Source organism: Sphingomonas sp. 320_CC (genome assembly GCF_059691795.1).
This window is the reverse complement of sequence record NZ_JCAWAE010000001.1, coordinates 240,041-260,979: the sequence shown is the minus strand read 5'-3', so window position 1 is coordinate 260,979 and position 20,939 is coordinate 240,041. Positions and strand designations below refer to the sequence as shown.

Here is a 20,939-nt window from a genome sequence, read left to right as displayed (position 1 = left end):
GCACCCGCGTCCGCGGGGGAACTGCCTTGGTTTAGGTCGCGTCCGCCTCGTGTCGGCACTGCATTCAGGCCGGAGCACCAACGAACGCCACCCCTGCCCCGTCATGCCGGGCCCGCTCCGCATGCTCGCCGCCCCGTGAAGTATGCGGAACGGTGGGCCCCGGCGTCCGCCGGGGTGACGGAAGAGAGGTGTATGTCGGGCTTTAAGTAAGGTGCCTCATGGTCTCGCGGCACTTTAATCAGCTCGCTATTCCGACGAGTTTGCCAGAACCGTATTACTTATCACCAACCATCGGCTCCACCCCGGCGAAGGCCGGGGCCCAGTTGGGGGACAGTGATGACGACGCTCTCCGCTCCGTTACTCCGACCTTTCCAACTGGGCCCCGGCCTTCGCCGGGGTGAAGCATCACCGGCGGTGCGCAGCTCGATCTAGGCTAGCGCTCGCCCCCCGAATACGCGATGCCGCGCAGAACGGACCGCACGGGAGGGCGAACGCTATGACTTTACGCGAGAAGATCGGTTGGGGCGCACTGGCCCTGCTCGCGGCCTGCGCGCTCGCGGTCGTCGCGTTCGGGCGTGGCGAGCATGTCAACGCGCTGTGGATCGTCACTGCCGCCGTGTCCGTCCAGCTGATCGCGTACCGCTTCTACGCGCGCTACATCGCGCGGCATGTAATGCAGCTCGATCCGTCGCGGCCTACCCCGGCGCTTCGCCGCGCCGACGGCCTCGATTACGTCGCGACCGACCGCAACGTCCTGTTCGGCCACCACTTCGCCGCGATCGCCGGTGCCGGACCGCTGGTCGGGCCGGTGCTCGCTGCGCAGATGGGCTATCTTCCCGGCACGCTATGGATCCTCGCCGGCGTCGTCCTCGCGGGTGCGGTGCAGGACTTCATGATCCTGTTCATCTCGATGCGGCGTGACGGGCGGTCGCTCGGCGAGCTTATCCGCATGGAGATGGGTGCGGTTCCCGGCGTGATCGCGCTGATCGGTGCGTTCGCGATCATGGTCATCATCCTCGCCGTGCTCGCGCTGATCGTGGTGCGTGCGCTCGCCGGGAGCCCGTGGGGGCTGTTCACCGTCGCCGCGACGATCCCGCTGGCGTTCCTGATGGGCATCTATACGCGCTGGATCCGCCCCGGGAAGGTTGGCGAAGTCTCCGTGCTGGGCGTCATCGGGCTGCTTGCCGCGATCGTCTATGGCGGCACCGTCGCCGCCTCGCCGACGCTCGCGCCGCTGTTCACGCTGACGCCGGTGCAGCTCTGCGTGCTGATGGTGGGATACGGCGCGGTCGCGTCGGTCCTGCCGGTGTGGCTGCTGCTCGCGCCGCGCGATTACCTGTCGACCTTCCTCAAGATCGGCGCGATCGTCGCGCTGGCGATCGGCATCGCCGTCGTCGCCCCGCCGCTGCGGATGCCGGCGCTAACCCCGTTCATCGACGGTAGCGGCCCGGTCTGGTCGGGCGGGCTGTTCCCGTTCCTGTTCATCACGATCGCATGCGGCGCGGTGTCGGGCTTCCACGCGCTGATCGCCAGCGGCACCACGCCGAAGCTGATCGCCAGCGAAGGCGACGCGCAGTTCATCGGCTATGGCGCGATGCTGATGGAGAGTTTCGTTGCGATCATGGCGTTGGTCGGCGCGTCGATCCTCGATCCGGGCGTGTATTTCGCGATGAACAGCCCGGCGGCGGTGGTCGGTACCGACTTCGCCTCCGCGGCGACCGCGGTGACGGCGATGGGCTTCCCGATCACGCCCGAGCTGCTCGCGCAGACCGCGAAGGACGTCGGCGAGACCACGATCGTCTCACGCACCGGCGGCGCACCGACGCTGGCGGTGGCGATGTCGGAGATCTTCAGCCACCTCGTCGGCGGGCAGGCGATGAAGGCGTTCTGGTATCACTTCGCGATCCTGTTCGAGGCGCTGTTCATCCTGACGGCGGTCGATGCGGGGACGCGTGCCGGGCGGTTCATGCTGCAGGACCTGATCGGGCTCGCGGTGCCGTCGTTCCGTAATGCCTCGGCGATCGTGCCCGGGCTGATCGCGACCGCGCTCTGCGTGATCGCGTGGGGCTTCTTCCTGTACCAGGGCGTTACCGACCCGTTGGGCGGCGTGAACACGCTGTGGCCGCTGTTCGGTATCTCGAACCAGATGCTCGCGGCGGTCGCGCTGGTGCTGGCGACGGTCGTGCTGTTCCGGATGAAGCGCCAACGGTACGCGTGGGTGACGATCCTGCCCGCCGCATGGCTGTGCCTGTGCACGATCACCGCCGGGCTGATGAAGCTGTTCGCGAGCGATCCGAAGGTCGGCTTCCTCGCGCATGCCTCCAAGTTTTCGGACGCGGCGGCGCGGGGCGAACTGCTTGCGCCCGCCAAGACGATGGCGGAGATGCAGCGGATCGTGTTCAACGACCGGATCGACGCCGGGCTGTGCGCGCTGTTCCTAGCGGTGGTGCTGTCGATCGTGTTCTTCGGCATCCGCACGTGTCTGACGGCGCTGAAGATCGACCGGCCGACGGTGACCGAAGTCCCGCCGCAGTTGGTGGCCGCAGAATGATCCGGACACTCTACGCCAAGGTTCGTGAGACCGCGCTGCTGATGGTTGGCGTGCCGTCCTACGCGGCCTATTGCCAGCACATGGCCGAGCGGCATCCGGACCACGCACCGATGGACGAACGCGCGTTCTTCCGCGATCGGCAAGAGGCGCGCTATGGCAGCAAGGGTGGGGGACGCTGCTGTTGACCAAGGCGAATACCACGGTCGCCCGCCTGCGCGCGGCAACCGCGAGCGATCACGATGCGGTCGATGCAGGGTTCGGGCGCTATGACCTGACCGACGCGGCCGACTATCGTGCGTTCCTGATCGCGCATGCCAAGGCGTTGCCGGCGGTCGAGGCTTGGCTGGCCGCGATTCCGGGGCTGGCGGCGGTTCGGTCGCGGAGGGCAGCGCTGGCCGAGGATCTTGCCGCGCTGGGTGAGGATATGCCCGCGCCGATGACGTTCGACGTCCCTGCGAGCACGGCCGCCGCTTGGGGCGCGATGTATGTTGTCGAGGGGTCGCGGCTCGGCGGCATCATGTTGTCGCGGTCGGTGCCCGAAGGGATGCCCTCGGCCTATCTCGGGGCGAAGCATCTGTCCGGCGAATGGCGCGCCTTGCTCGCCGCGATTGATGACGAGCCTGCCGACGAAGCCTGGATCGAGCAGGCCATCGTCGGCGCAAAGGCGGCGTTCGACCTGTATCGACGCGCGCCTGCCTGAGGTCAGCGCAGGAGCTTTGGGGCTTCCTTGCGGATCATGTCCTGCACCTTGCCTGCGAACAGGCCGAGGATGCCGGGCAGGTCGACGACCGCGTGGACGTTGGTCTCGAACACGGTGACCGCGCTCGCGATCGTCTGGCCCATCGCCTGGACGGTGAAGTGCAGCGTATCGCCCTCCCAGCGCTGCTCGGTCACCGACCCGCCGGGGATCTTGTCGCTGATCTTGCCGATCCCGCCGTCGAGCCGCGCGCGGACCGCGGTCTTGCCGAGCTGATGGGGGACGTCGACGGTGATGGGGGTGCCCATGTCTATTCCTTAAGTCGCGAAAATCATGTCGTCGTTGGCGAACGCCTTGAACTCGAGTGCGTTGCCGCTGGGATCGAGAAAGAACATCGTCGCCTGCTCGCCAGGCTCGCCCTTGAAGCGGATGTACGGCGCGATGCCGAACTGGACACCGGCTGCGGTGACGCGTTCGGACAGCGCGGTCCAGTCGTCCATCGTCAGCACTACACCAAAATGCGGGACCGGGACGGCGTGGCCATCGACTGCGTTCTCGACCGCGACGGGTTTCGCTGAGGGGTCGAGGTGCGCGACGATCTGGTGGCCGAACAGGTCGAAGTCGATCCAGTGGTCGCTGGAGCGGCCTTCACGACAGCCGAGGGTGGCGCCGTAGAAGGTGCGTGCGGCGGCGAGGTCGTGGACCGGGAAGGCTAGGTGAAAGGGGCGTAGGGTCATTTGGGGAAGATAGATCGGGCGATCCGGTTCGTCACCCTTGGGTTTATGAGCTTTGCCTGCGGTACGTGGGACAGCCCTTCCTTGTTCTCCCGCGAAGGCGGGAGCCCAGACTGGGCTCCCGCCTTCGCGGGAGAACAAGGTTTGTCGTGGGCGCCGTTCATACACTGCACCACCCCGGCGAAGGCCGGGGCCCAGTTGAGGGACGTCGCTGACGAAGGTTCGCGCTCCGTTATTATCACCTTTCCACCTGGGCCCCGGCCTTCGCCGGGGTGGGGCATATCGGGAGGCCGCGTGCTCCCTTCTCGACGGGTGAAGGCCCGACCAAGGCTAAGACATTGCCCGGCCCCTTCCGCCACGCCATAGCGCGAGCGTGAACCGTTACCCCGCCCTCGCCTGCCTCGTTCTCGGTGCGCTTGCCGCGACCGGGTTCGCTCCGCTCGATCTCTGGCCGCTAACGCTGATCGCGTTCGCGGTGTGGATGAAGATTGTCCACGACGCAGAGACCCTGCGCAGCGCACTGTGGCGCGGGTGGGTGTTCGGGGTCGGGCATTTCACCGTGAACAACAACTGGTTCCAGCACGCGTTCGACTTTCAGGATGCGATGCCGCCGGTGCTCGGGTACTTCGCGGCAGTCGGTCTCGCGCTGTATCTGGCAGTGTTCCCGATGCTTGCAGGAGGCTTGGCATGGCGGATCGCACGACGGCCCGGCACCCCCGACGCGACGTTCGTGTTCGTCTTCGCCGCGGTTTGGATCGCGACCGAGTGGCTCCGCGCGACGCTGTTCACCGGCTATGCCTGGGATCCGCTGAGTGTCGTCTGGCTCCCCGCGATCGGCGTCGCGCGGCTGTCCGCATGGATCGGGACCTACGCCCTGTCGGGAGTGACGATCCTTGCCGCGGGCGCGTTGCTGATGCTCGCGGTACGGCGCTGGACACTGCCAGCCGTCGCCCTTCCAGCGCTCGGCCTCGCCGCACTGTCCGCGCTCTGGACGAATGCGCCGCCCCCCGCCCCCGGCACGCCTCTGGTCCGCGTGGTCCAGCCCGATATCGGCCAGGAAGACCGCAGCGAGACCGACGGCGAGCGCGTGCTCTCCGCACTCGAAAAGCTTAGTGGCCAAGGTGGCACCACCCCGCGCCTCGTCGTCTGGCCCGAGGGCGTAGTCCGGGACTACGTCGAGGATGGCTACCCGTTCTACGCCTATGGTTGGTCGAGCCCGCTCTACCTCCGCCGCCGCATGGCGCGGTTGCTGGGCCCAGAGGACATCCTGCTGATCGGCGGCACTGCGCTCGAGTTCAACGCCAAGGATCAGATCTCGGGCGCGGCGAACTCGGTATTCGCGCTCGACGCACAAGCGCGGTTGCGCGGCCGCTACGACAAGGCGCACCTCGTGCCGTATGGCGAATATCTGCCGATGCCGTGGCTGCTGAAGCCGCTCGGGCTTGCGCGGCTCGTCCCCGGCGACATCGACTTCACCTCGGGCAAGGGCCCTGCGAACCTGACGCTGCCGGGCTTCGGTTCGATCGGGATGCAGATCTGCTACGAGATCATCTTCTCGGGCGAGGTCGTGGATCGCGCGCATCGTCCGCGCATCCTTTTCAATCCCTCGAACGACGCGTGGTTCGGCAAATGGGGTCCGCCGCAGCATCTCGCCCAGGCCCGGATGCGCGCGATCGAGGAAGGGCTGCCGATCCTTCGCGCCACGCCGACCGGTATTTCCGCGATCATCGCTGCCGATGGTCGCCTCGTCGCGACCGTCCCGCACGAGACCGCCGGTGCGATCGAGCAGCCAATGCCGTCCGCGCTGCCTCCCACGCTGTTCTCGCGCGTCGGCAACGCGATGGCGGCGATCGTCGCCATACTCATGCTCGTCACTGCGGTTGCCCTGCGCCGTCGCCAGCGCTAGGGTCATATAAAGCTTTCCTTATATGACGCTCGCTCCAGAGCATGGCAAAGAGGCCCGCATGCGCAAGTCTTTCCTCTTCACTTCCGAATCGGTCTCCGAAGGCCATCCCGACAAGGTCGCCGACCAGATCAGTGACACGATCGTCGACTTGTTCCTCGCCAAGGACCCGCAGGCACGCATTGCCTGCGAGACGCTGACGACCACGCAGCTCGTCGTCCTCGCCGGTGAAATCCGCGGCAAGGGCATCTACGAGAACGACCAGTGGGCCGACGGCGTGCTCGAAGAGATCGAGGCGGCTGTCCGCAACACGGTCAAGGAAATCGGCTACGCGCAGTCGGGCTTCCACTGGGAGACCTTCCGCTTCGAGAACAACCTCCACGGCCAGTCCGCGCACATCGCGATGGGCGTCGACGAGAGCGGCAACAAGGACGAGGGCGCCGGCGATCAGGGCATCATGTTCGGCTATGCGACCGACGAGACCCCCGGCCTGATGCCCGCGACGCTGTATTACAGCCACAAGATCCTCGCCAAGATGGCCGAAGATCGCCACTCGGGTGCCGCGCCGTTCCTCGAGCCCGACGCGAAGAGCCAGGTCACGCTGTCGTACGAGAACGAAGTGCCGGTCGGCGCGACTGCGTTGGTCGTCTCGACGCAGCACGCGCCGGGCTATTGCGAGAAGGGCGACAACGCCGATCCCGCCAAGTACGCCGTGCTGCGCGACTATGTCATGGGCGTGTTCAAGGATGTGCTGCCCGACGGTTTCATCACCGACGAGACCGCGATCTACATCAACCCGACCGGCCAGTTCGAGATCGGTGGCCCCGATGGCGACGCTGGTGTGACGGGTCGCAAGATTATCGTCGATACGTACGGCGGCGCGGCGCCTCATGGTGGCGGCGCGTTCTCGGGTAAGGATCCGACGAAGGTCGATCGTTCGGCGGCTTATGTGGCACGCTATCTGGCGAAGAACGTCGTCGCTGCCGGCCTCGCGCGTCGTTGCACGATCCAGCTGAGCTATGCGATCGGAATTGCGGAGCCGCTGTCGGTGTATGTCGACACGCATGGCACCGGTACCGTCGAGGAAGCCAAGCTCGAGGCGGTCCTGCCGAAGCTCGTTCGCCTGACGCCGAAGGGCATTCGCGAGCACCTGAAGCTGAACGCGCCGATCTACAAGAAGACGGCGGCGTATGGGCATTTCGGTCGCGAGCCAGAGGGTGATACGTTCACCTGGGAGAAGACCGATCTGGTCGATGCGCTGAAGGCTGCCGTCGCCTGATAGCGACGCCTTTGGGGTTACGAAAAAGCCTCCCGCGGACCAGTCCTCGGGAGGCTTTTTTAGCTGATCTTCCAGTCCCTCGCCCCGTCGGGGAGAGGGAGGGAGGAGCCGCTTGGCGACGGAAGGGTGAGGGGTTTGGGGGAGAGGGTCCGAGCCTCACTCCCCCTCACCCTCCCACCCGGCTTCGCCGTGCGGGCCCCTCCCTCTCCCCGGGGGGAGAGGGTTATCAAGGACGTGTCGCGTTCCGCTTGCCAAGCTGTCCTTCGATACGCTGCTTCGACAGGCTCGGCAGCTACTCGGGACGAACGGGGGAAATCTGGGCATGCCGCTGCTCGGTCAGGATCTGCCACGCGGTCAGGAACAGCGCCGCGACCAGCGGGCCAACGACGATACCGCTTAGCCCGACTACCTCGATCCCGCCCAGCGTCGTCACCAGCACGATATAATCAGGAATGCCGGTGTCACGCCCGACCAGGATCGGCCGAAGGATGTTGTCGGCAAGACCGATCACCACCACGCCCGAGACGATCACGACCACGCCCTGCCAGATCGCGCCCGTCGCCAGCAGGTACACTGCAACCGGCACCCACACGATCGCAGGCCCGAGCGCAGGCAGCAGCGACGTCAGCGCCATCAGCAGGCCCCAGAGCAGGGCCGCCGGCACGCCGACGATCCAGAAGGTCAGGCCCCCAAGCGCACCCTGGACGAGCCCGACGATCACCGATCCCTTGATCGTCGCGCGCACCACCGCGACGAACTTGTCGACCAGCTTCGCCGCCACCGAATGCTCGAACGGCAGTGCGCGGCGGATCGCGGGACCAACCTTGTCGCCGTCGCGGAGCAGGAAGAACGTCACGTACAGACCGACGCCGAACGACAGCAGGAACGCGGCCGCGTTGCGGCCGATCGACAGTGCCTGCCCCGCGATCGAGCGGACGCTGTTGCCGAGGATGTTGGACACCCGCGACTGCGCCTGTTCGAAGCTGTTGAGCCCGGCCTTGTCCAGCGCACCCTGGATCCGGTTCGGCATCGCATCGTGGATCTGCTGGAAATACGCGCCAAAGTTGATCTGGCCGCTTTGCAGCTTCGCATAGACCGAGGCGGACTGGTCGATCATCAGGCTGCCGATGAACAGCGTCGGGATGATCACCGCGACGAAGATGATTAGCAACGTCAGCGCGGCGGCGAGATTGCGGCGGTCGGGCCAGCGCTTGAGCAGCCACTGGTACAGCGACTGGAACAGGATCGCTGCCAGCGCGCTCCACAGCAACGCCGCCGCGAACGACGACACGACTACGCACAACGCGATCGTGATCGCCACCAGGAAGGTGATGAAGCCCCCCGTTTCCAGTCGACGCCTGTCGATCATTGCCGTGTCCCCCGTCATAATAGCGGCCGGTCGAGCCGGTCCTTTCAAAACGTCAAAGCCGCCCCCCGGTGTGTACCGGAAGGCGGCCAAGACGCCGGCGCTGGTGTGCGCCTAGAAGATCAGCGGAGCTTTTCGCTGCCGTTGACCAGTGCGTCCTTCTGCGCCTGCGGCATCGCCAGCGCGTTCACGTCGGCGTCGTCGATCGCGTCCGACTGGCGATCGCCGTCCTTGCGGACTGCCTTGGCCTGCTCTTCGAGATTGTCGGCGGTCGCTTCGAGTGCATCGGCGCGGTTGTCCGCGGCCTTCTCGACCTGGCTGCCGAGCTTGTCATCGCCCTTGCCGCCGCATGCTGCGAGCGAGACGGCCATGGCGGCGAGCGTGACGGCGATGGAAAGCTTCTTCATGGGGATAGTCCGTTCTGGTTACGATGCGGTGGCAACCGTCACGCGGGCGTAACGGTTCCGCTATCCCCTTGCCGATCCTTACAAATATCGATTTCGCCGCAATCTGTGGTCAACGGGTAACACTCGGGTTGCGTCAAACCGCTCAGGCCTTGGCATGCTCGATCAGCAGGGGCGCCTTGCTGGCCACCGCAGTCTCGACCACGGGCGCGACCCGGTCGAAGACCGCGCTGACGAGCGCTTCGGCGATCCAGCCGACCGCGGCGCCGACGACGAGATCGGAGAGGTAATGCTTCCCGTTCACGGGTTGCGCCGCCGCGACGGCGCCGGAGATCAACGCTGCCGGACCACCGGCGCCCGTGATGTCGCGCGACGCAGCACGCGCAACCGCGACCGCGCCGGCAGTGTGACCCGACGGGAACGAGGTCTGGTCGTGATCGTCGCTCTTGCCGGGCTCGAACCGCGCCTTGCCGTCCTCGATCGCCTTTTCCGGGCGGGTACGGTCCACCGACGCCTTGATCGCCGACTTGACGAAGGTCGCCGCCGCATGCGCCGCCAGCATCCGCACGCCGCCACGGATCACGTCCGGCCTGCGCGCGATCAGGCCGATCACGACCGTGCCGATCGACGTCGCCACGAGCTGCGGCTGGTCGCCAATCTCGGCGAGGAACCCGGTCGCCTTGACCAGCGGCTGGTCGCGGTGCTCGGCGGCCTTGTGCGTCGCCTTGCGGTCCGCCTTCTCGACGGCCTTCGCGGCGTCCTTGGTCTTGCCCATCAATTTTCGCCCTGTCCGTCCATTTCACCGCGCACCTGTGCATGCGCGAGCAAGGCGAACAACCCCGCACCGCCCAGCAAGTTGCCGAGGATCGCCGGCACCATCAGGCCGCCGAGCGCCTCGGCGACGCCAACCTTACCCGAAAACAGCAGCAGCCAGGCCTCCACCGATCCGACGATCGAATGGCTGAACGCGGCGATCGCGACGACATAGGTGATCGCGACGATCACGAGGAACGACTGTTCGCGCGCATTCGGCAGCGACCAGGCGAGGATCGCGATCATGAACCCGGCCGGGACCGCGTTGACGAACGTCGCACCGGGCGAGAGTTCGGTGATCGCCATCGACACCTCGATCATCGCGGTACGAAGCTCGCTGCCGCCGAGCAGGCCCGCCGCGATCATCCCGCCGGCGAGCGCCGTCCCGATGAGGTTGGCGACCAGCACCACGCTCCAGAGCCGCAAGGTGCGCCGCAATGCCCAGCCCGACGGCTTGGTCACCAGCGGCAACATCGCGGTGATCGTGCTCTCGGTGAACAACTGCATCCGCCCGAGGATCACGACCAGGAACCCGATCGGATAGCCGAGCGAGACGATGATCGTCCGCCACGGCGTATCGGGCAGCGCGTGGTGCAGCGCGCCTTCCGCGATCAGCGAACTGGCGATCGCCATGCCCGCGGCGAGCCCGGAAAAGAACAGCGACGATACCGGACGATCGAGTTCTTCCTCGCCCTCCTCGCGAACCGCCTTGTGCAGGTCCTGCGCATCGGCGGCCTTGAGATCCTCGACGTCTTCGCCGGGCGGATTGGAAGCGTTATCGACCATTACGAGAGTGCAACGGTCCGCGTCGCGCTTTGCTCCGGCGCAATCGCCCGCTAGAGCGCGCGGCGATGAACGATCCTTCTGTTATCCGCCGCCTCTATGGCCGTCGCCAGGGCCACAAGCTGCGCCTCGGCCAAGCCGCGCTCGTCGAGGAAACGCTCGCCGACCTGTCGGTGCCCGAAGAAGGGCCGATCGATGCGATGACGTTGTTCGGCGACAACCGCCCGCTGCACGTCGAGATCGGCTTCGGCGCAGGCGAGCATCTGGCGGGACAGGCCGCGATGAACCCCGACGTCGGCTTCATCGGCTGCGAACCGTTCCTCAACGGTGTCGTCGGTGCGCTGGCGCACATCCGCGACGGCGAACTGACCAACGTCCGGCTGCACATGGGCGATGCGTTGGAGGTGATCGAACGCCTGCCCGACGCGAGCCTCGACCGGCTGTACCTGCTGCATCCCGATCCTTGGCGGAAGGCGCGCCATGCCAAGCGCCGCATGGTCAACCACGGCCCGCTCGACACGATCGCCGCCAAGCTGAAGCCCGGCGCGGAATTTCGGCTTGGTACCGACGACCCGACCTATTGCCGGTGGTCGATGATGATCATGAGCGCACGTAGAGACTTCGAATGGCAGGCGAAAACGCCGCATGACTTCCTGACCCGTCCCGACGACTGGCCCGAGACGCGGTACGAGCGCAAGGCGCGGCGGCAGGGTCACGAGGTCTGGTATTATCGCTACCTGCGGGTCTGACCCCGCGGCGGCGGTTCGATAGTCAGGTCGCGATACCGCCGCCGATCGCGCGGACGGTGTCGACCGCGATCTGTAGCCGCGTGCTCTGCACCTCCAGCAACAGGCGTTGCGCGTCGAGCGCCGCGGTCTGTGCGGTCACGACGTCGAGATAGTCGGAAGCGCCGTCCCGGTAGCGGATGAGCGCGAGATCACGCGTGCGTTCGGCGGCTCGGGTCGCGGCCAGCTGGTCGCGTTCTTGATCCACCAGCGCGCGCGAACGAGCGAGGTCGTCCTCGACTTCGCGGAAGGCGGTGAGGACGGTCGAGCGGTAGGATGCGGCCGCCTCGTCATATTGCGCGCGGCTGATGCGGACGCGGGCGCGCCGTGCCCCGCCGTCGAAGATCGCGAGCGCGGCGGATAGCGGCCCGAGTGCCCAGAAGCTGTTCGAGGCGCGGAGGATGTTGCCGTTGCCCGCCTCGAACCCGCCCGAGCCGCCTAGCGTGAGCGACGGGTATTGGGCCGCGCGGGCGACGCCGATCTGGGCGTTGGCGGCGGCGATCCGGCGCTCGGCCGCGACGATGTCGGGGCGGCGTTGCAACAGTGTCGAGGGTACGCCGACGGGTATCGCGGGCGGACGCTGCAACGTGTCCGCGACGGGGATCGCGAAGGTCGAGGGGGTCTCGCCGACCAGCGCCGCGATCGCGTGCTCGAACGCCGCGCGTGCGCCGGCGACCGCCGACAGTTCCGCGCGTGCGCTCGACAGCAACGCGGCCGAGCGGCTGACGTCGATTCCCGAGGCTATGCCGCCGGTGTGGCGCGTATCGGTGAGGTCGTAGGCGCGCTGGAACGCCGCGACGGTCTGGCGCAGCAACACCGTACGCGCATCGAGACCGCGCATCTGGAAATAGGAATCCGCCAGTGACGCCTGGAGCGCGAGACGAACCGCGACGACGTCCTGTGCGCTGGCCTGCGCCGAGGCGGCATCGGCGCGGACCGAATTGCGGACGCGGCCGAACAGGTCGATCTCGTACGCCAGCGACGCGCCGACCGAGAGATTGTTGTAGGTCGCGGCGTTACCCGGAGAGAGCGGCCGGCCGGCGGATACGCGCGAACGGCCGCCGTCGGCCCCTACCGATATCGACGGCAGTAGCGCGGCACGGGACTCGCCGAGCAGACCGCGCGCCTGATCGTAGCGGGCGACGGCGGAAGCGAGGTCGGGATTGCCCGCCTCGATCCGCGCTTCGAGCGCGGTCAGCGTCGGATCGTCGAACGCGGTCCACCACGCAGCGGGGAGCGACGTGTCGGTGGCGGCTGGCTGCCAGGGCCCCTGCCCTTGCGGTCCGAGTTCCTTGTACGCCGCCGCGGCCGGGCTCGGCGGGATGCTGTACGGCGGCGCGAGCGAGCACCCGGCCAGGCTTGCCGCCGCCGCCGCCATACCCAGCCTAGCGCTTCGCACGGGCCGGTCCTGTCGAAGGCGCGATCCGGACCGGGTCGCCGGTCTGGAGCGAGTCCGGCGGGCTGTCGATCACGCGATCGCTGGCGCTGAGCCCTGCGCTGATCGCGACGCTGTCGCCATCGTCGCGGCCGATCGTGATCGTCTTGAGATGCGCCTTGCCGTCGCTGCCGACGACCGCGACCTGCGTGCCCTTCGCGCCGATCACCAGCGCGCTCGACGGCAGCCGTACGCCGGTGCCGCCCGCACCGACCGGGAACTTGACCTGCGCATAGGCGCCCGGCTTCAGCGCACGATCGGTGTTCGCCGCCTGCAACTCGACCAGAACGGTGCCTGACTGCGGATCGACCGCGTCGGCGCTGCGGGTCAGCGTCACGTCGAAGGCGCGTCCCGGATATTCGGGCACGGTCAGCGTCGCGTGCATCCCCTGCCGGGTCTGTCCCGAATAGGCCTGCGGCACGCGGACGTAGATCCGCATCCGGTTGACGTCGGCGATCGTGAACAGCGGGGTGGACGCGGCCGTCCCTGCGGTCACCAGTGCGCCGACCTGCGTCGAGCGGCTCGTGACGACGCCCGAGAACGGCGCGGTCAGGCGGGTGAAGCCCTGCAACGCGCCGAGCCGGCGGACGTTGGCGGACGCCGCGTTGGCGATCGCGGACTTGGCGGCGAGGTCGCCGATCTTCTCGTCGGTCTCCTGCTTCGACACCGCATCCTTGGCGAGCAGATCGCGCCAGCGGGTCGCGGTCGACGCGGCGAGCGACCGGTTGGCGCGCGCGGTCTGGAGATCAGCCTGCGCGGCGGCAACCTGCTGGTCGACTTCGGGGGCATCGAGGATGGCGAGCGTCTGGCCGGCGCGGACCGGATCGCCGATGTCGACGAACCATTTGCGGATATAGCCCGTGGTCCGCGCATAGATCGCGGCGCTGTTATACGCCTGGACGTTGCCCGGCAGCGTTAGCGCGTCGCTCGCGCCCTCGGCGGTCGGGCGGATCACGGTGACGATCGGCGTCGACTGTGCGGTCGTCCAGGTCGCGAGTTGCGAGTCCGAGCGGTGCCGCGTGAAGATGCCGAACGCCACCAGCGCCAGCGCGATCACCGCCGCGACGATGCCGACTTTCTTGAGCGACCCGCGCTTCGGCTCGGTGGCGACGGGATCCGGATGAACGATCTCAGACATGCGCTTCCTCTAAAATCTCGTCGCGGCGGGCTTTGGCGGCGGCGCGCTCTGCGTCCTTGCGGTGCACGAGGCTGAAGATGACGGGCACGAACATCAGCGTCGCGAACGTCGCGACGATCAGCCCGCCGATCACCGCGCGGCCGAGCGGCGCGTTCTGCTCGCCGCCCTCGCCGAAGCCCATCGCCATCGGCAACATGCCGATGATCATCGCGAGCGCGGTCATCAGCACCGGGCGGAAGCGAGTCATCCCCGCCTCCATCGCCGCCTTGTGAGAATCCCCGAGTTCGGCGAGTCGCTCGCGCGCGAAACTCACCACCAGGATCGCGTTGGCCGTCGCGACGCCCATGCACATGATCGCGCCGGTCAGGGCTGGCACGGACAGCGGCGTTCCGGTCAGGAACAGGATCCAGACGATCCCCGCGATCGCGCCGGGCAGCGCGGTGATGATGACGAACGGATCGAGCCAGCTTTGAAAGTTCACGACGATCAGCAGGTAAATCAGCACGATCGCGCCGATCAGCCCGAAGAACAGGCCTGAGAACGCGCTGTTCATCGTCGCATACTGGCCGCGCAACGCGACCGTCGTGCCCTTCGGTGCGGAGGCCTTCGCATCGGCCAGGACACGCTTGATGTCGCCCGCCACCGCGCCGAGATCGCGGCCGTTGGGGGTCGCATAGATGTCGATCGCCTGCGCGATGTTGTAGTGCGAGACGACGGCGGGCGAGGTGCCGCGGACGACCGTTGAAAGCCCGCCGAGCACCTGCGACGTACCGCCCGCATTGGTGCCGGTGACGGGGATGTTCGACAGGTCGCTCATCGAGCCGACGCGGTATTCGGGGGTCTGCGCGACGACGCTGTACGACACGCCGTTCTCTGGGTTGAGGTAATAGACCGGCGCGGTCTGGATCGTGCCGGCGAGTGACGATCCGACACTGGCGGTGACGTCGCGCTCGGTGAGGCCCAACTGCCCGATCCGGCTGCGGTCGATGTTGACGCGCAGTTCCGGGTAGCGCGCGGATTGCTGGATGCGTGCATCGGCGACGCCGGGGATCGCCGCGATTTTGCGCAACAGCGTCCGTGCGTAGGCGTAGTTGCCCGCCGCATCCTTGCCGGTGATCTGCACGTCGATTGGCGCGGGCGCACCGAAGTTCAGGATCTGGCTGGTGATGTCGGCGGGCAGGAACGAGAAGGTCGCGCCGGGGAACGCACCGGGCAGCGTCTCGCGCAGTTTGCGCACGTAATCGGCGGTCGGTGCGTGCTCATGCGCGAGCTGGATCAGGATGTCGCCGTCCTGCGGACCGATCGTGCCGGAGTTGTTGTAGGTCGCGTTGATCGAGCTGACCGGCAGCCCGATGTTGTCGACCACCGACACGAGTTCGTTCGCGGGGATGATCTGGCGGACGCGACGCGCGATCCGGTCGAACTGTGCCGACGTGCTCTCGATCCGGCTGCCGATCGGCGCGCGGACGTGCATCGTGATCTGGCCCGCATCGACCGCGGGGAAAAAGTTTTGGCCGAGGAACGGGATCAGCAGCATCGACAGCGCGACCACCGCGAGGAAGCCGAGCAGGAACGGCTTGCCGGTCGCTAGCGCGCGTTCCAGCAACCGGCCATAACCGCCACGAAACCGTTCGAACCGCGCCTCGAAACCGCGCTGGAACCGGACGAGCGGGTTGCGCGAGGTCGGCGTTCCTGCAGCATGGACGTCGCCCGCGTGCGGCTTGAGCAGGTACATCGCCATCGTCGGCACCAGTGTCCTGGAGAGCACGAACGACGCGATCATCGCGAACACCACCGACAGCGCGAGCGGCACGAACAGGAAGCCCGCGACGCCCGGCAGGAAGAACATCGGCACGAACACGATGCAGATGCACAGCAGCGACACGAACGCCGGCGTCACGATCTGCGCGGCGCCGTCGAGGATCGCCTGGCGGACGCTCTTGCCCTGCTCCAGATGCCAGTTGATGTTCTCGATCGTCACCGTCGCGTCGTCGACCAGGATGCCGACCGCGAGGCTGAGGCCACCGAGCGTCATCACGTTCAGCGTCTGGCCGGTCGCCGACAGCGCGATGATCGCGGCGAGGATCGCCAGCGGGATCGAGATCGCGATGATCACGGTCGAGCGCCACGATCCGAGGAACAGCAGGATCATGAGGCTGGTCAGCGCGGCGGCGATCGCGCCTTCCTTGACGACGCCCTCGACCGCCGCCTTCACGAACAGCGACTGGTCGCCGATCGGCACGATCTTGAGGCTGTCGGGCAAGGTCGCCTGGATCGCGGGCAGCGCATCCTTGATCCCCTGGACGATCGCCAGTGTCGAGGTCGATCCGTTCTTGAGGATCGTCATCACCACCGACCGCGACCCGTCGACATGGACGACGTTGGTCTGTGGCGCGCTGCCGTCGCGGACATGCGCCACGTCGCGCATGTAGATCGTCGCGCCGTTGACGACCTTCACCGGCAGGTTGTTCAGCTCGTCGATCGAGCCCGGCGCGTTGTTGAGGCGGACATTATACTGGAAGCCGCCGATCTTCGCGAAACCGGCCGGGTTGATCTGGTTCTGCGCGGCGATCGCGAGGCCGACGTCCTGCGCGGACAGGCCCTTCGACTGCAGCGCCTGCGGGTCGAGATCGATCTGGACCTGACGCTGGCGGCCGCCCGACGGATACGGGATCGCCGCCCCCGGCACGGTGACCAGGCCCGGACGGATCTGGTTGACGGCGGTGTCGAACAGCTTGCCCTCGGACAGTCCGACGCCCGACAGCGCGAGCTGCAGGATCGGCACGGTCGAGGCGCTGTAGTTGAGGATCAGCGGCGGGGTGACGCCCGGCGGCAACTGGCGCAGCACGGTCTGCGACACCGACGTGACCTGCGCGGTGGCGGTGCGGATGTCGGCGCCTGGCTGGAAATAGATCTTCACGACGCCGATGCCCGGCATCGACTGGCTCTCGATATGGTCGATGTCGTTGACGGTGGTCGACAGCACCCGCTCGTACGGGGTGATGATGCGCCCCGCCATGTCGTCGGGCGACAGGCCCTGGTACGTCCAGGCCGCGGCGATCACGGGCACCTTGATGTCGGGGAAGATGTCGACCGGCGTCCGCACGGCCGCGAGCACGCCGACGACCGCGATCAGGATGGCCATGACGATGAAGGTGAGCGGGCGCGATAAGGCGACCCTGACGATACCGATCACGGAGAAACTCCAATCCGAACGCGGCACGACTGGTGGCGACTCCCGGAGCCGCCAGACCTGCCCGACGATTCCCCTTTGCGGCAGCGCAGCAGGGAAATGCAAGGGTCAATGTTGCTTACGTTTCTACCGTGATGTCCGCGAACGCACGCGTGATACTCACAGCTGGTGCGGTTCGACGATTTCGGTCGGGGGTTGGAGCGGGTAACGGGAATCGAACCCGTGTATTCAGCTTGGAAGGCTGCTGTACTACCATTGTACTATACCCGCATGCTATTGAAACCGTTGGGTTTCCAAGCAGGCTCCCGGTAGTGTTCCAACCCGGGAGCGGTGCGGCGATAGCGCGGGCGGGTGATCGGTGCAAGCCGCTAGCCGTCGCGGCGCGCCACATACCGGTCGACGACGGGCGCGCGTCCTGTGCTAGATCGTCCGCTCAATCCTGAACCGGAGCGCTGCCATCGTCGGGCCAAGTGTCATCGTCGCGATCCTGACCTATGGCGCGTTGCTGTTCGGGATCGCCTGGATCGTCGACCGGCGCGGGCTGTCGGCGCGGCTCCAGCGGATCGCCTATCCGCTGTCGCTGGCGGTGTATTGTAGCAGCTGGACGTTCTTCGGCGGGGTCGGCACGGCGGCGACGCGGGGATGGGATTACCTAGCCATCTATCTCGGTCCGGCGCTGGTGTTCCTGCTCGCGCCGAAGTTTCTCGCGCGACTGGTAAGGTTGGCGCGCGAGGAAGGGTCGAGTTCGATCTCCGACTTCATTTCCGCGCGCTATGGGCGGAGCCGGGGAACCGCGGCGATCGTCGCTGGCACGGCGTTGCTCGCGTCGGTGCCGTATATCGCGCTGCAGTTGCGGTCGGTGACGCTGAGTTTCGGCGCAATCGCGGGCGTGGGGAGTTCGGCGGAGGTCGGCACGCTCGTCGCGTTGCTGCTCGCGGTGTTCGCGATCGTGTTCGGCGCGCGGCGGTATGAGGTCGCCGGGCGCAACCCCGGCGTTGTTGCGGCGATCGCGGCAGAGTCGCTGATCAAGCTGTTGTGTTTCGTGGTGCTCGGGGTGGTGACGGTGGCGCTGCTCGCCGACGTGCCGGCGGAGATGCTGGCGCCGCCGATGGCGCGGCTTCGGTCCGGCTTCACCTGGGACGCGCTGACGTCCGATTTCTGGGTTCGGACGCTGCTGTCGGCGCTCGCGATCCTGTGCCTGCCGCGGCAATTCTATGTCGGGGTGATCGAAGCGCAGGGTCCGGAGCCGGTCGCCAAAGCGCGCGGGCCGTTCATCGCGTACATGATAGTGATCTCGCTGCTCGTGCTGCCGCTGGCGCTCGCCGGGATGACGCTGTTGCCGGGCGATGCCGAGCCCGATCTGTACGTGCTGGCGGTGCCCTTGCAGCAGGGACATCACCTCGTCGCGCTGCTCGCGTTTCTCGGCGGGTTTTCGGCGGCGACGGCGATGGTGGTGGTCGAGACGATCGCGCTGTCGACGATGGCGACCAACGACCTGCTCGCGCCGCTGTTGCTTCGGCGGCACGGCGAGGCGGGCGAAGGCGAGCTTGGTCGACGGATGCTGCGCGTGCGGCGGGTGATCATCGCGGCGATCGTCGCGGTCGCGCTGGTGTATGGACGGAGCCTCGGCGCGGACCTGCCGCTTGCGTCGATCGGGCTGATCGCGTTCGCCGGGGTCGCTCAGTTCGCGCCTGCATTGATCGCAAGCGTGGGGTGGAACTTCGCCAACCATACGGCGGCACGCGCCGGGCTGATCGGAGGCGTGATCGTCTGGATCTACTGCCTGTTGCTGCCGTCGATCGGCGAGGGTGTTGGGCCGGCGCTGGCGCAGTTCACGCGGGGGTGGCTCGATCCCGACGCATTGCTTGGCTGGCGGATCGGCTCGCCGTTGGTCAACGGGACGGTGTGGAGCCTTGGCGTCAATGTCGCGCTGATGGCCGGGCTTCACATGCGCGAGCGGCATCGGGGGAACGCTGCGCTCGACCACGTCACCACGTTGGCCGAATTGCGAATGCTGGTCGCGCGGTTCGTTGGCGACGGCGAGGCGGAGGCGATCGGGGTGGCGTCGGTGGATCTCCGCGCGCCGATCGATGGCCCCGCCGCGCGCACCGCCGAGCGGCTGATCGCAGGCGTGATCGGCGCACCGTCGGCGCGGAAGATCGTCGCGTCGAGTATCGCCGGGTCGGCGATCGACGTCAGCGACGTGGTGCGCCTGCTCGATCAGCGCGGGCGATCGCTGCGGTTCTCGCGCACGCTGCTGTCGGCGACGCTGGAGACGATCGACCCGGGGGTCAGCGTGATCGATGCGGACTTGCGGCTGGTCGCGTGGAATCCGCGCTATGTCGAGATGTTCGATTATCCCGAAGGCTATGTCGTGGTCGGGCGCTCGATCGCCGACCTGATCCGCTACAATGCCGAGCGCGAAGGCATCGCAGGCGATATCGCGGCGCATGTCGGGCGGCGGGTGGCGCACCTCGCGCGCGGCACGCCGCATAGTTTCGAGCGGCAACGGCCATCGGGGCGCTGGATCAAGATGGTCGGGCGGCCGATGCCGGGCGGCGGGTACGTCCAGAGTTTCACCGACATCACGGCGGAGAAGGAGGCGCAGGCCGATCTCGAGGCGCGGGTGGCGGCGCGGACGCAGGACCTGGCGCGGTCGAACCACATGCTCGGCGAGGCGCGCGCGATCGCCGAGACCGCGACGCGCGACAAGACGCGGTTCCTGGCGGCGGCGAGCCATGACCTGTTGCAGCCATTGCACGCGGCGCGGCTGTTCTGCGCGGCGCTTGCGGAAGACAGGGCGCCGCATCAGGCGGAACTGGTGCGCGCGATCGATGGTGCGATCGGGTCGGCGGACACGTTGCTGCGCGCGCTGCTCGACGTGTCGCGACTCGATGCGGGGGGCGTCGTTCCGAAGGTCGAGCGGTTTGCGCTGGGGGCGTTGATCGACGAGCTGGCGGTGCAGTTCCGGCCGTTGGCGAGTGAGCGCGGGCTAGTGCTGGCGGCGCATCCGGGGGCGTTCAGCGTGGCGACGGATCGGTCGCTGTTGCGCTCGATATTGCAGAATTTCCTGTCAAACGCGGTGCGCTATTCGGCGGATGGGCGGATCTGGATCGGCGCGCGGCGCAGGGGCGACGATGTGCTGATCGAGGTGCGCGATAACGGGCCGGGGATCGCGGCTGGGGACCGCGAGCGGATCTTCGAGGAGTTCGAGCGGCTGGAAAGCAAGGGAAGCGCGGGCGGTGGCGTCGGGTTGGGGCTGGCAATCGTGCGGCGGATTGCGCGGTTGCTCGGGGCGGCGGTGGAGTTGCGGTCGGAATTGGGGCGGGGGACGACGTTTGCAGTGCGGGTGCCGCTGGCGCCGGCCGGGCTGGACGTTTTGTTGCCGACGCCCCTGGCGAGCCGTGCGTTGGTGCCGGGCTTGCGGGTGCTGTGTCTCGACAATGATGCGACGATCCTCGCGGCGCTCGATGCGGCGTTGCGGGCGCGGCGGTGCGTTGCGTTGCTGGCGGCGACGATCGCCGAGGCGATGGAACTGGCGGCGGACGAGGAGCCGGATGTGGCGCTGGTCGACTTCCACTTGGACGAAGCGGAGGATGGGCTGGATGTGGTTGCGCGGTTGCGGGCGATGGTGCCGGCGCCGGCGATCGCGCTGGTGACGGCGGATCGTGCGGTTGCGGAGGATCCGCGCTGTGTTGGGTTGGTGGTGTTGACTAAGCCGGTGGTGCCGGCGGATTTGTGGCGGTTTATCGAGGATGCGTCTGCTGCCGCGGCGCTGGGAAGTTGAGGCTTCTCGATCCTCCCCCGCAAGGGGGAGGTGGCTGGCTCTTGCCAGACGGAGGGGGAGGATAGGGAAAC

General features: G+C 67.4%; 16 protein-coding genes and 1 tRNA gene. 7 read left to right on the top strand and 10 right to left on the bottom strand.

Annotated elements, in window-relative coordinates:
• Positions 1–496 precede the first annotated feature (496 nt).
• From AC59GX_RS01215 to AC59GX_RS01205, 3 genes are read left to right on the top strand one after another with little or no spacing between them, the layout of a single operon-like run.
• The gene (locus tag AC59GX_RS01215; RefSeq protein ID WP_497300635.1) at positions 497–2,551 is read left to right on the top strand and encodes a carbon starvation CstA family protein; all 2,055 of its coding nucleotides are present in this window, start codon (positions 497–499) and stop codon (positions 2,549–2,551) included.
• Positions 2,548–2,736: a YbdD/YjiX family protein gene (locus tag AC59GX_RS01210; protein ID WP_426282661.1), complete on the top strand. Its 189-nt coding sequence runs from the start codon at positions 2,548–2,550 to the stop codon at positions 2,734–2,736. Before AC59GX_RS01215 ends, AC59GX_RS01210 begins: the two co-directional genes overlap by 4 nt.
• A complete protein-coding gene (locus tag AC59GX_RS01205) occupies positions 2,733–3,251 on the top strand; it encodes a biliverdin-producing heme oxygenase (RefSeq protein WP_426282663.1) in 519 nt (172 codons plus the stop codon). The genes AC59GX_RS01210 and AC59GX_RS01205 overlap by 4 nt, the downstream gene beginning before the upstream one ends.
• A 2-nt stretch (positions 3,252–3,253) precedes the next feature.
• Here the strand turns inward: AC59GX_RS01205 and AC59GX_RS01200 are convergent, their stop codons facing one another.
• Together AC59GX_RS01200 and AC59GX_RS01195 are read right to left on the bottom strand one after the other, a co-directional pair.
• Positions 3,254–3,556 carry a polyhydroxyalkanoic acid system family protein gene (locus AC59GX_RS01200; protein ID WP_136189183.1) on the bottom strand — a complete coding sequence of 101 codons (303 nt, stop codon included), beginning with the start codon at positions 3,554–3,556 and terminating at the stop codon, positions 3,254–3,256.
• Positions 3,557–3,565: 9 nt separating this feature from the next.
• Entirely contained in the window at positions 3,566–3,985 is a 420-nt protein-coding gene (locus AC59GX_RS01195) for a VOC family protein (protein WP_426282665.1), read from the bottom strand.
• 370 nt (positions 3,986–4,355) lie between these two features.
• On the opposite strand from AC59GX_RS01195, the gene lnt reads away from it, so the two are divergent.
• Together lnt and metK are read left to right on the top strand one after the other, a co-directional pair.
• On the top strand, positions 4,356–5,888 hold the full coding sequence (gene lnt / locus AC59GX_RS01190) for an apolipoprotein N-acyltransferase (protein ID WP_426282667.1): 1,533 nt from the start codon (positions 4,356–4,358) through the stop codon (positions 5,886–5,888).
• A gap of 58 nt (positions 5,889–5,946) precedes the next feature.
• Positions 5,947–7,164, top strand: a complete 1,218-nt coding sequence (metK, locus tag AC59GX_RS01185) for a methionine adenosyltransferase (protein ID WP_136189180.1) — start codon at positions 5,947–5,949, stop codon at positions 7,162–7,164.
• Positions 7,165–7,456: 292 nt separating this feature from the next.
• Here metK and AC59GX_RS01180 read toward each other — a convergent pair whose 3' ends face one another.
• The 4 genes from AC59GX_RS01180 to AC59GX_RS01165 all read right to left on the bottom strand — a co-directional run bounded on the left by AC59GX_RS01180 (position 7,457) and on the right by AC59GX_RS01165 (position 10,533).
• Entirely contained in the window at positions 7,457–8,533 is a 1,077-nt protein-coding gene (locus AC59GX_RS01180) for an AI-2E family transporter (protein ID WP_426282669.1), read from the bottom strand.
• 119 nt (positions 8,534–8,652) lie between these two features.
• Positions 8,653–8,937: a lipoprotein gene (locus tag AC59GX_RS01175; RefSeq protein WP_426282671.1), complete on the bottom strand. Its 285-nt coding sequence runs from the start codon at positions 8,935–8,937 to the stop codon at positions 8,653–8,655.
• A gap of 142 nt (positions 8,938–9,079) precedes the next feature.
• On the bottom strand, positions 9,080–9,709 hold the full coding sequence (locus AC59GX_RS01170) for a phosphatase PAP2 family protein (RefSeq protein WP_426282672.1): 630 nt from the start codon (positions 9,707–9,709) through the stop codon (positions 9,080–9,082).
• The gene (locus tag AC59GX_RS01165; protein ID WP_426282674.1) at positions 9,709–10,533 is read right to left on the bottom strand and encodes a formate/nitrite transporter family protein; all 825 of its coding nucleotides are present in this window, start codon (positions 10,531–10,533) and stop codon (positions 9,709–9,711) included. Before AC59GX_RS01165 ends, AC59GX_RS01170 begins: the two co-directional genes overlap by 1 nt.
• Before the next feature lie 65 nt (positions 10,534–10,598).
• Between AC59GX_RS01165 and trmB the strand changes: the two genes are divergently transcribed.
• Positions 10,599–11,279 carry a tRNA (guanosine(46)-N7)-methyltransferase TrmB gene (trmB, locus tag AC59GX_RS01160; RefSeq protein WP_133018484.1) on the top strand — a complete coding sequence of 227 codons (681 nt, stop codon included), beginning with the start codon at positions 10,599–10,601 and terminating at the stop codon, positions 11,277–11,279.
• A gap of 22 nt (positions 11,280–11,301) precedes the next feature.
• On the opposite strand, the gene AC59GX_RS01155 is transcribed toward trmB, so the two are convergent.
• The 4 genes from AC59GX_RS01155 to AC59GX_RS01140 form a co-directional block, all read right to left on the bottom strand.
• A complete protein-coding gene (locus AC59GX_RS01155; RefSeq protein WP_426282676.1) occupies positions 11,302–12,714 on the bottom strand; it encodes an efflux transporter outer membrane subunit in 1,413 nt (470 codons plus the stop codon).
• A complete protein-coding gene (locus AC59GX_RS01150; RefSeq protein ID WP_426282678.1) occupies positions 12,701–13,888 on the bottom strand; it encodes an efflux RND transporter periplasmic adaptor subunit in 1,188 nt (395 codons plus the stop codon). Before AC59GX_RS01150 ends, AC59GX_RS01155 begins: the two co-directional genes overlap by 14 nt.
• Positions 13,881–17,084 carry an efflux RND transporter permease subunit gene (locus AC59GX_RS01145; protein WP_426282680.1) on the bottom strand — a complete coding sequence of 1,068 codons (3,204 nt, stop codon included), beginning with the start codon at positions 17,082–17,084 and terminating at the stop codon, positions 13,881–13,883. The genes AC59GX_RS01150 and AC59GX_RS01145 overlap by 8 nt, the downstream gene beginning before the upstream one ends.
• A gap of 193 nt (positions 17,085–17,277) precedes the next feature.
• A tRNA-Gly gene (locus AC59GX_RS01140) sits at positions 17,278–17,351 on the bottom strand.
• A gap of 232 nt (positions 17,352–17,583) precedes the next feature.
• Between AC59GX_RS01140 and AC59GX_RS01135 the strand changes: the two genes are divergently transcribed.
• Positions 17,584–20,868, top strand: coding sequence for a hybrid sensor histidine kinase/response regulator (locus AC59GX_RS01135; RefSeq protein WP_497300632.1), 3,285 nt, complete (start codon positions 17,584–17,586; stop codon positions 20,866–20,868).
• Positions 20,869–20,939 lie beyond the last annotated feature (71 nt).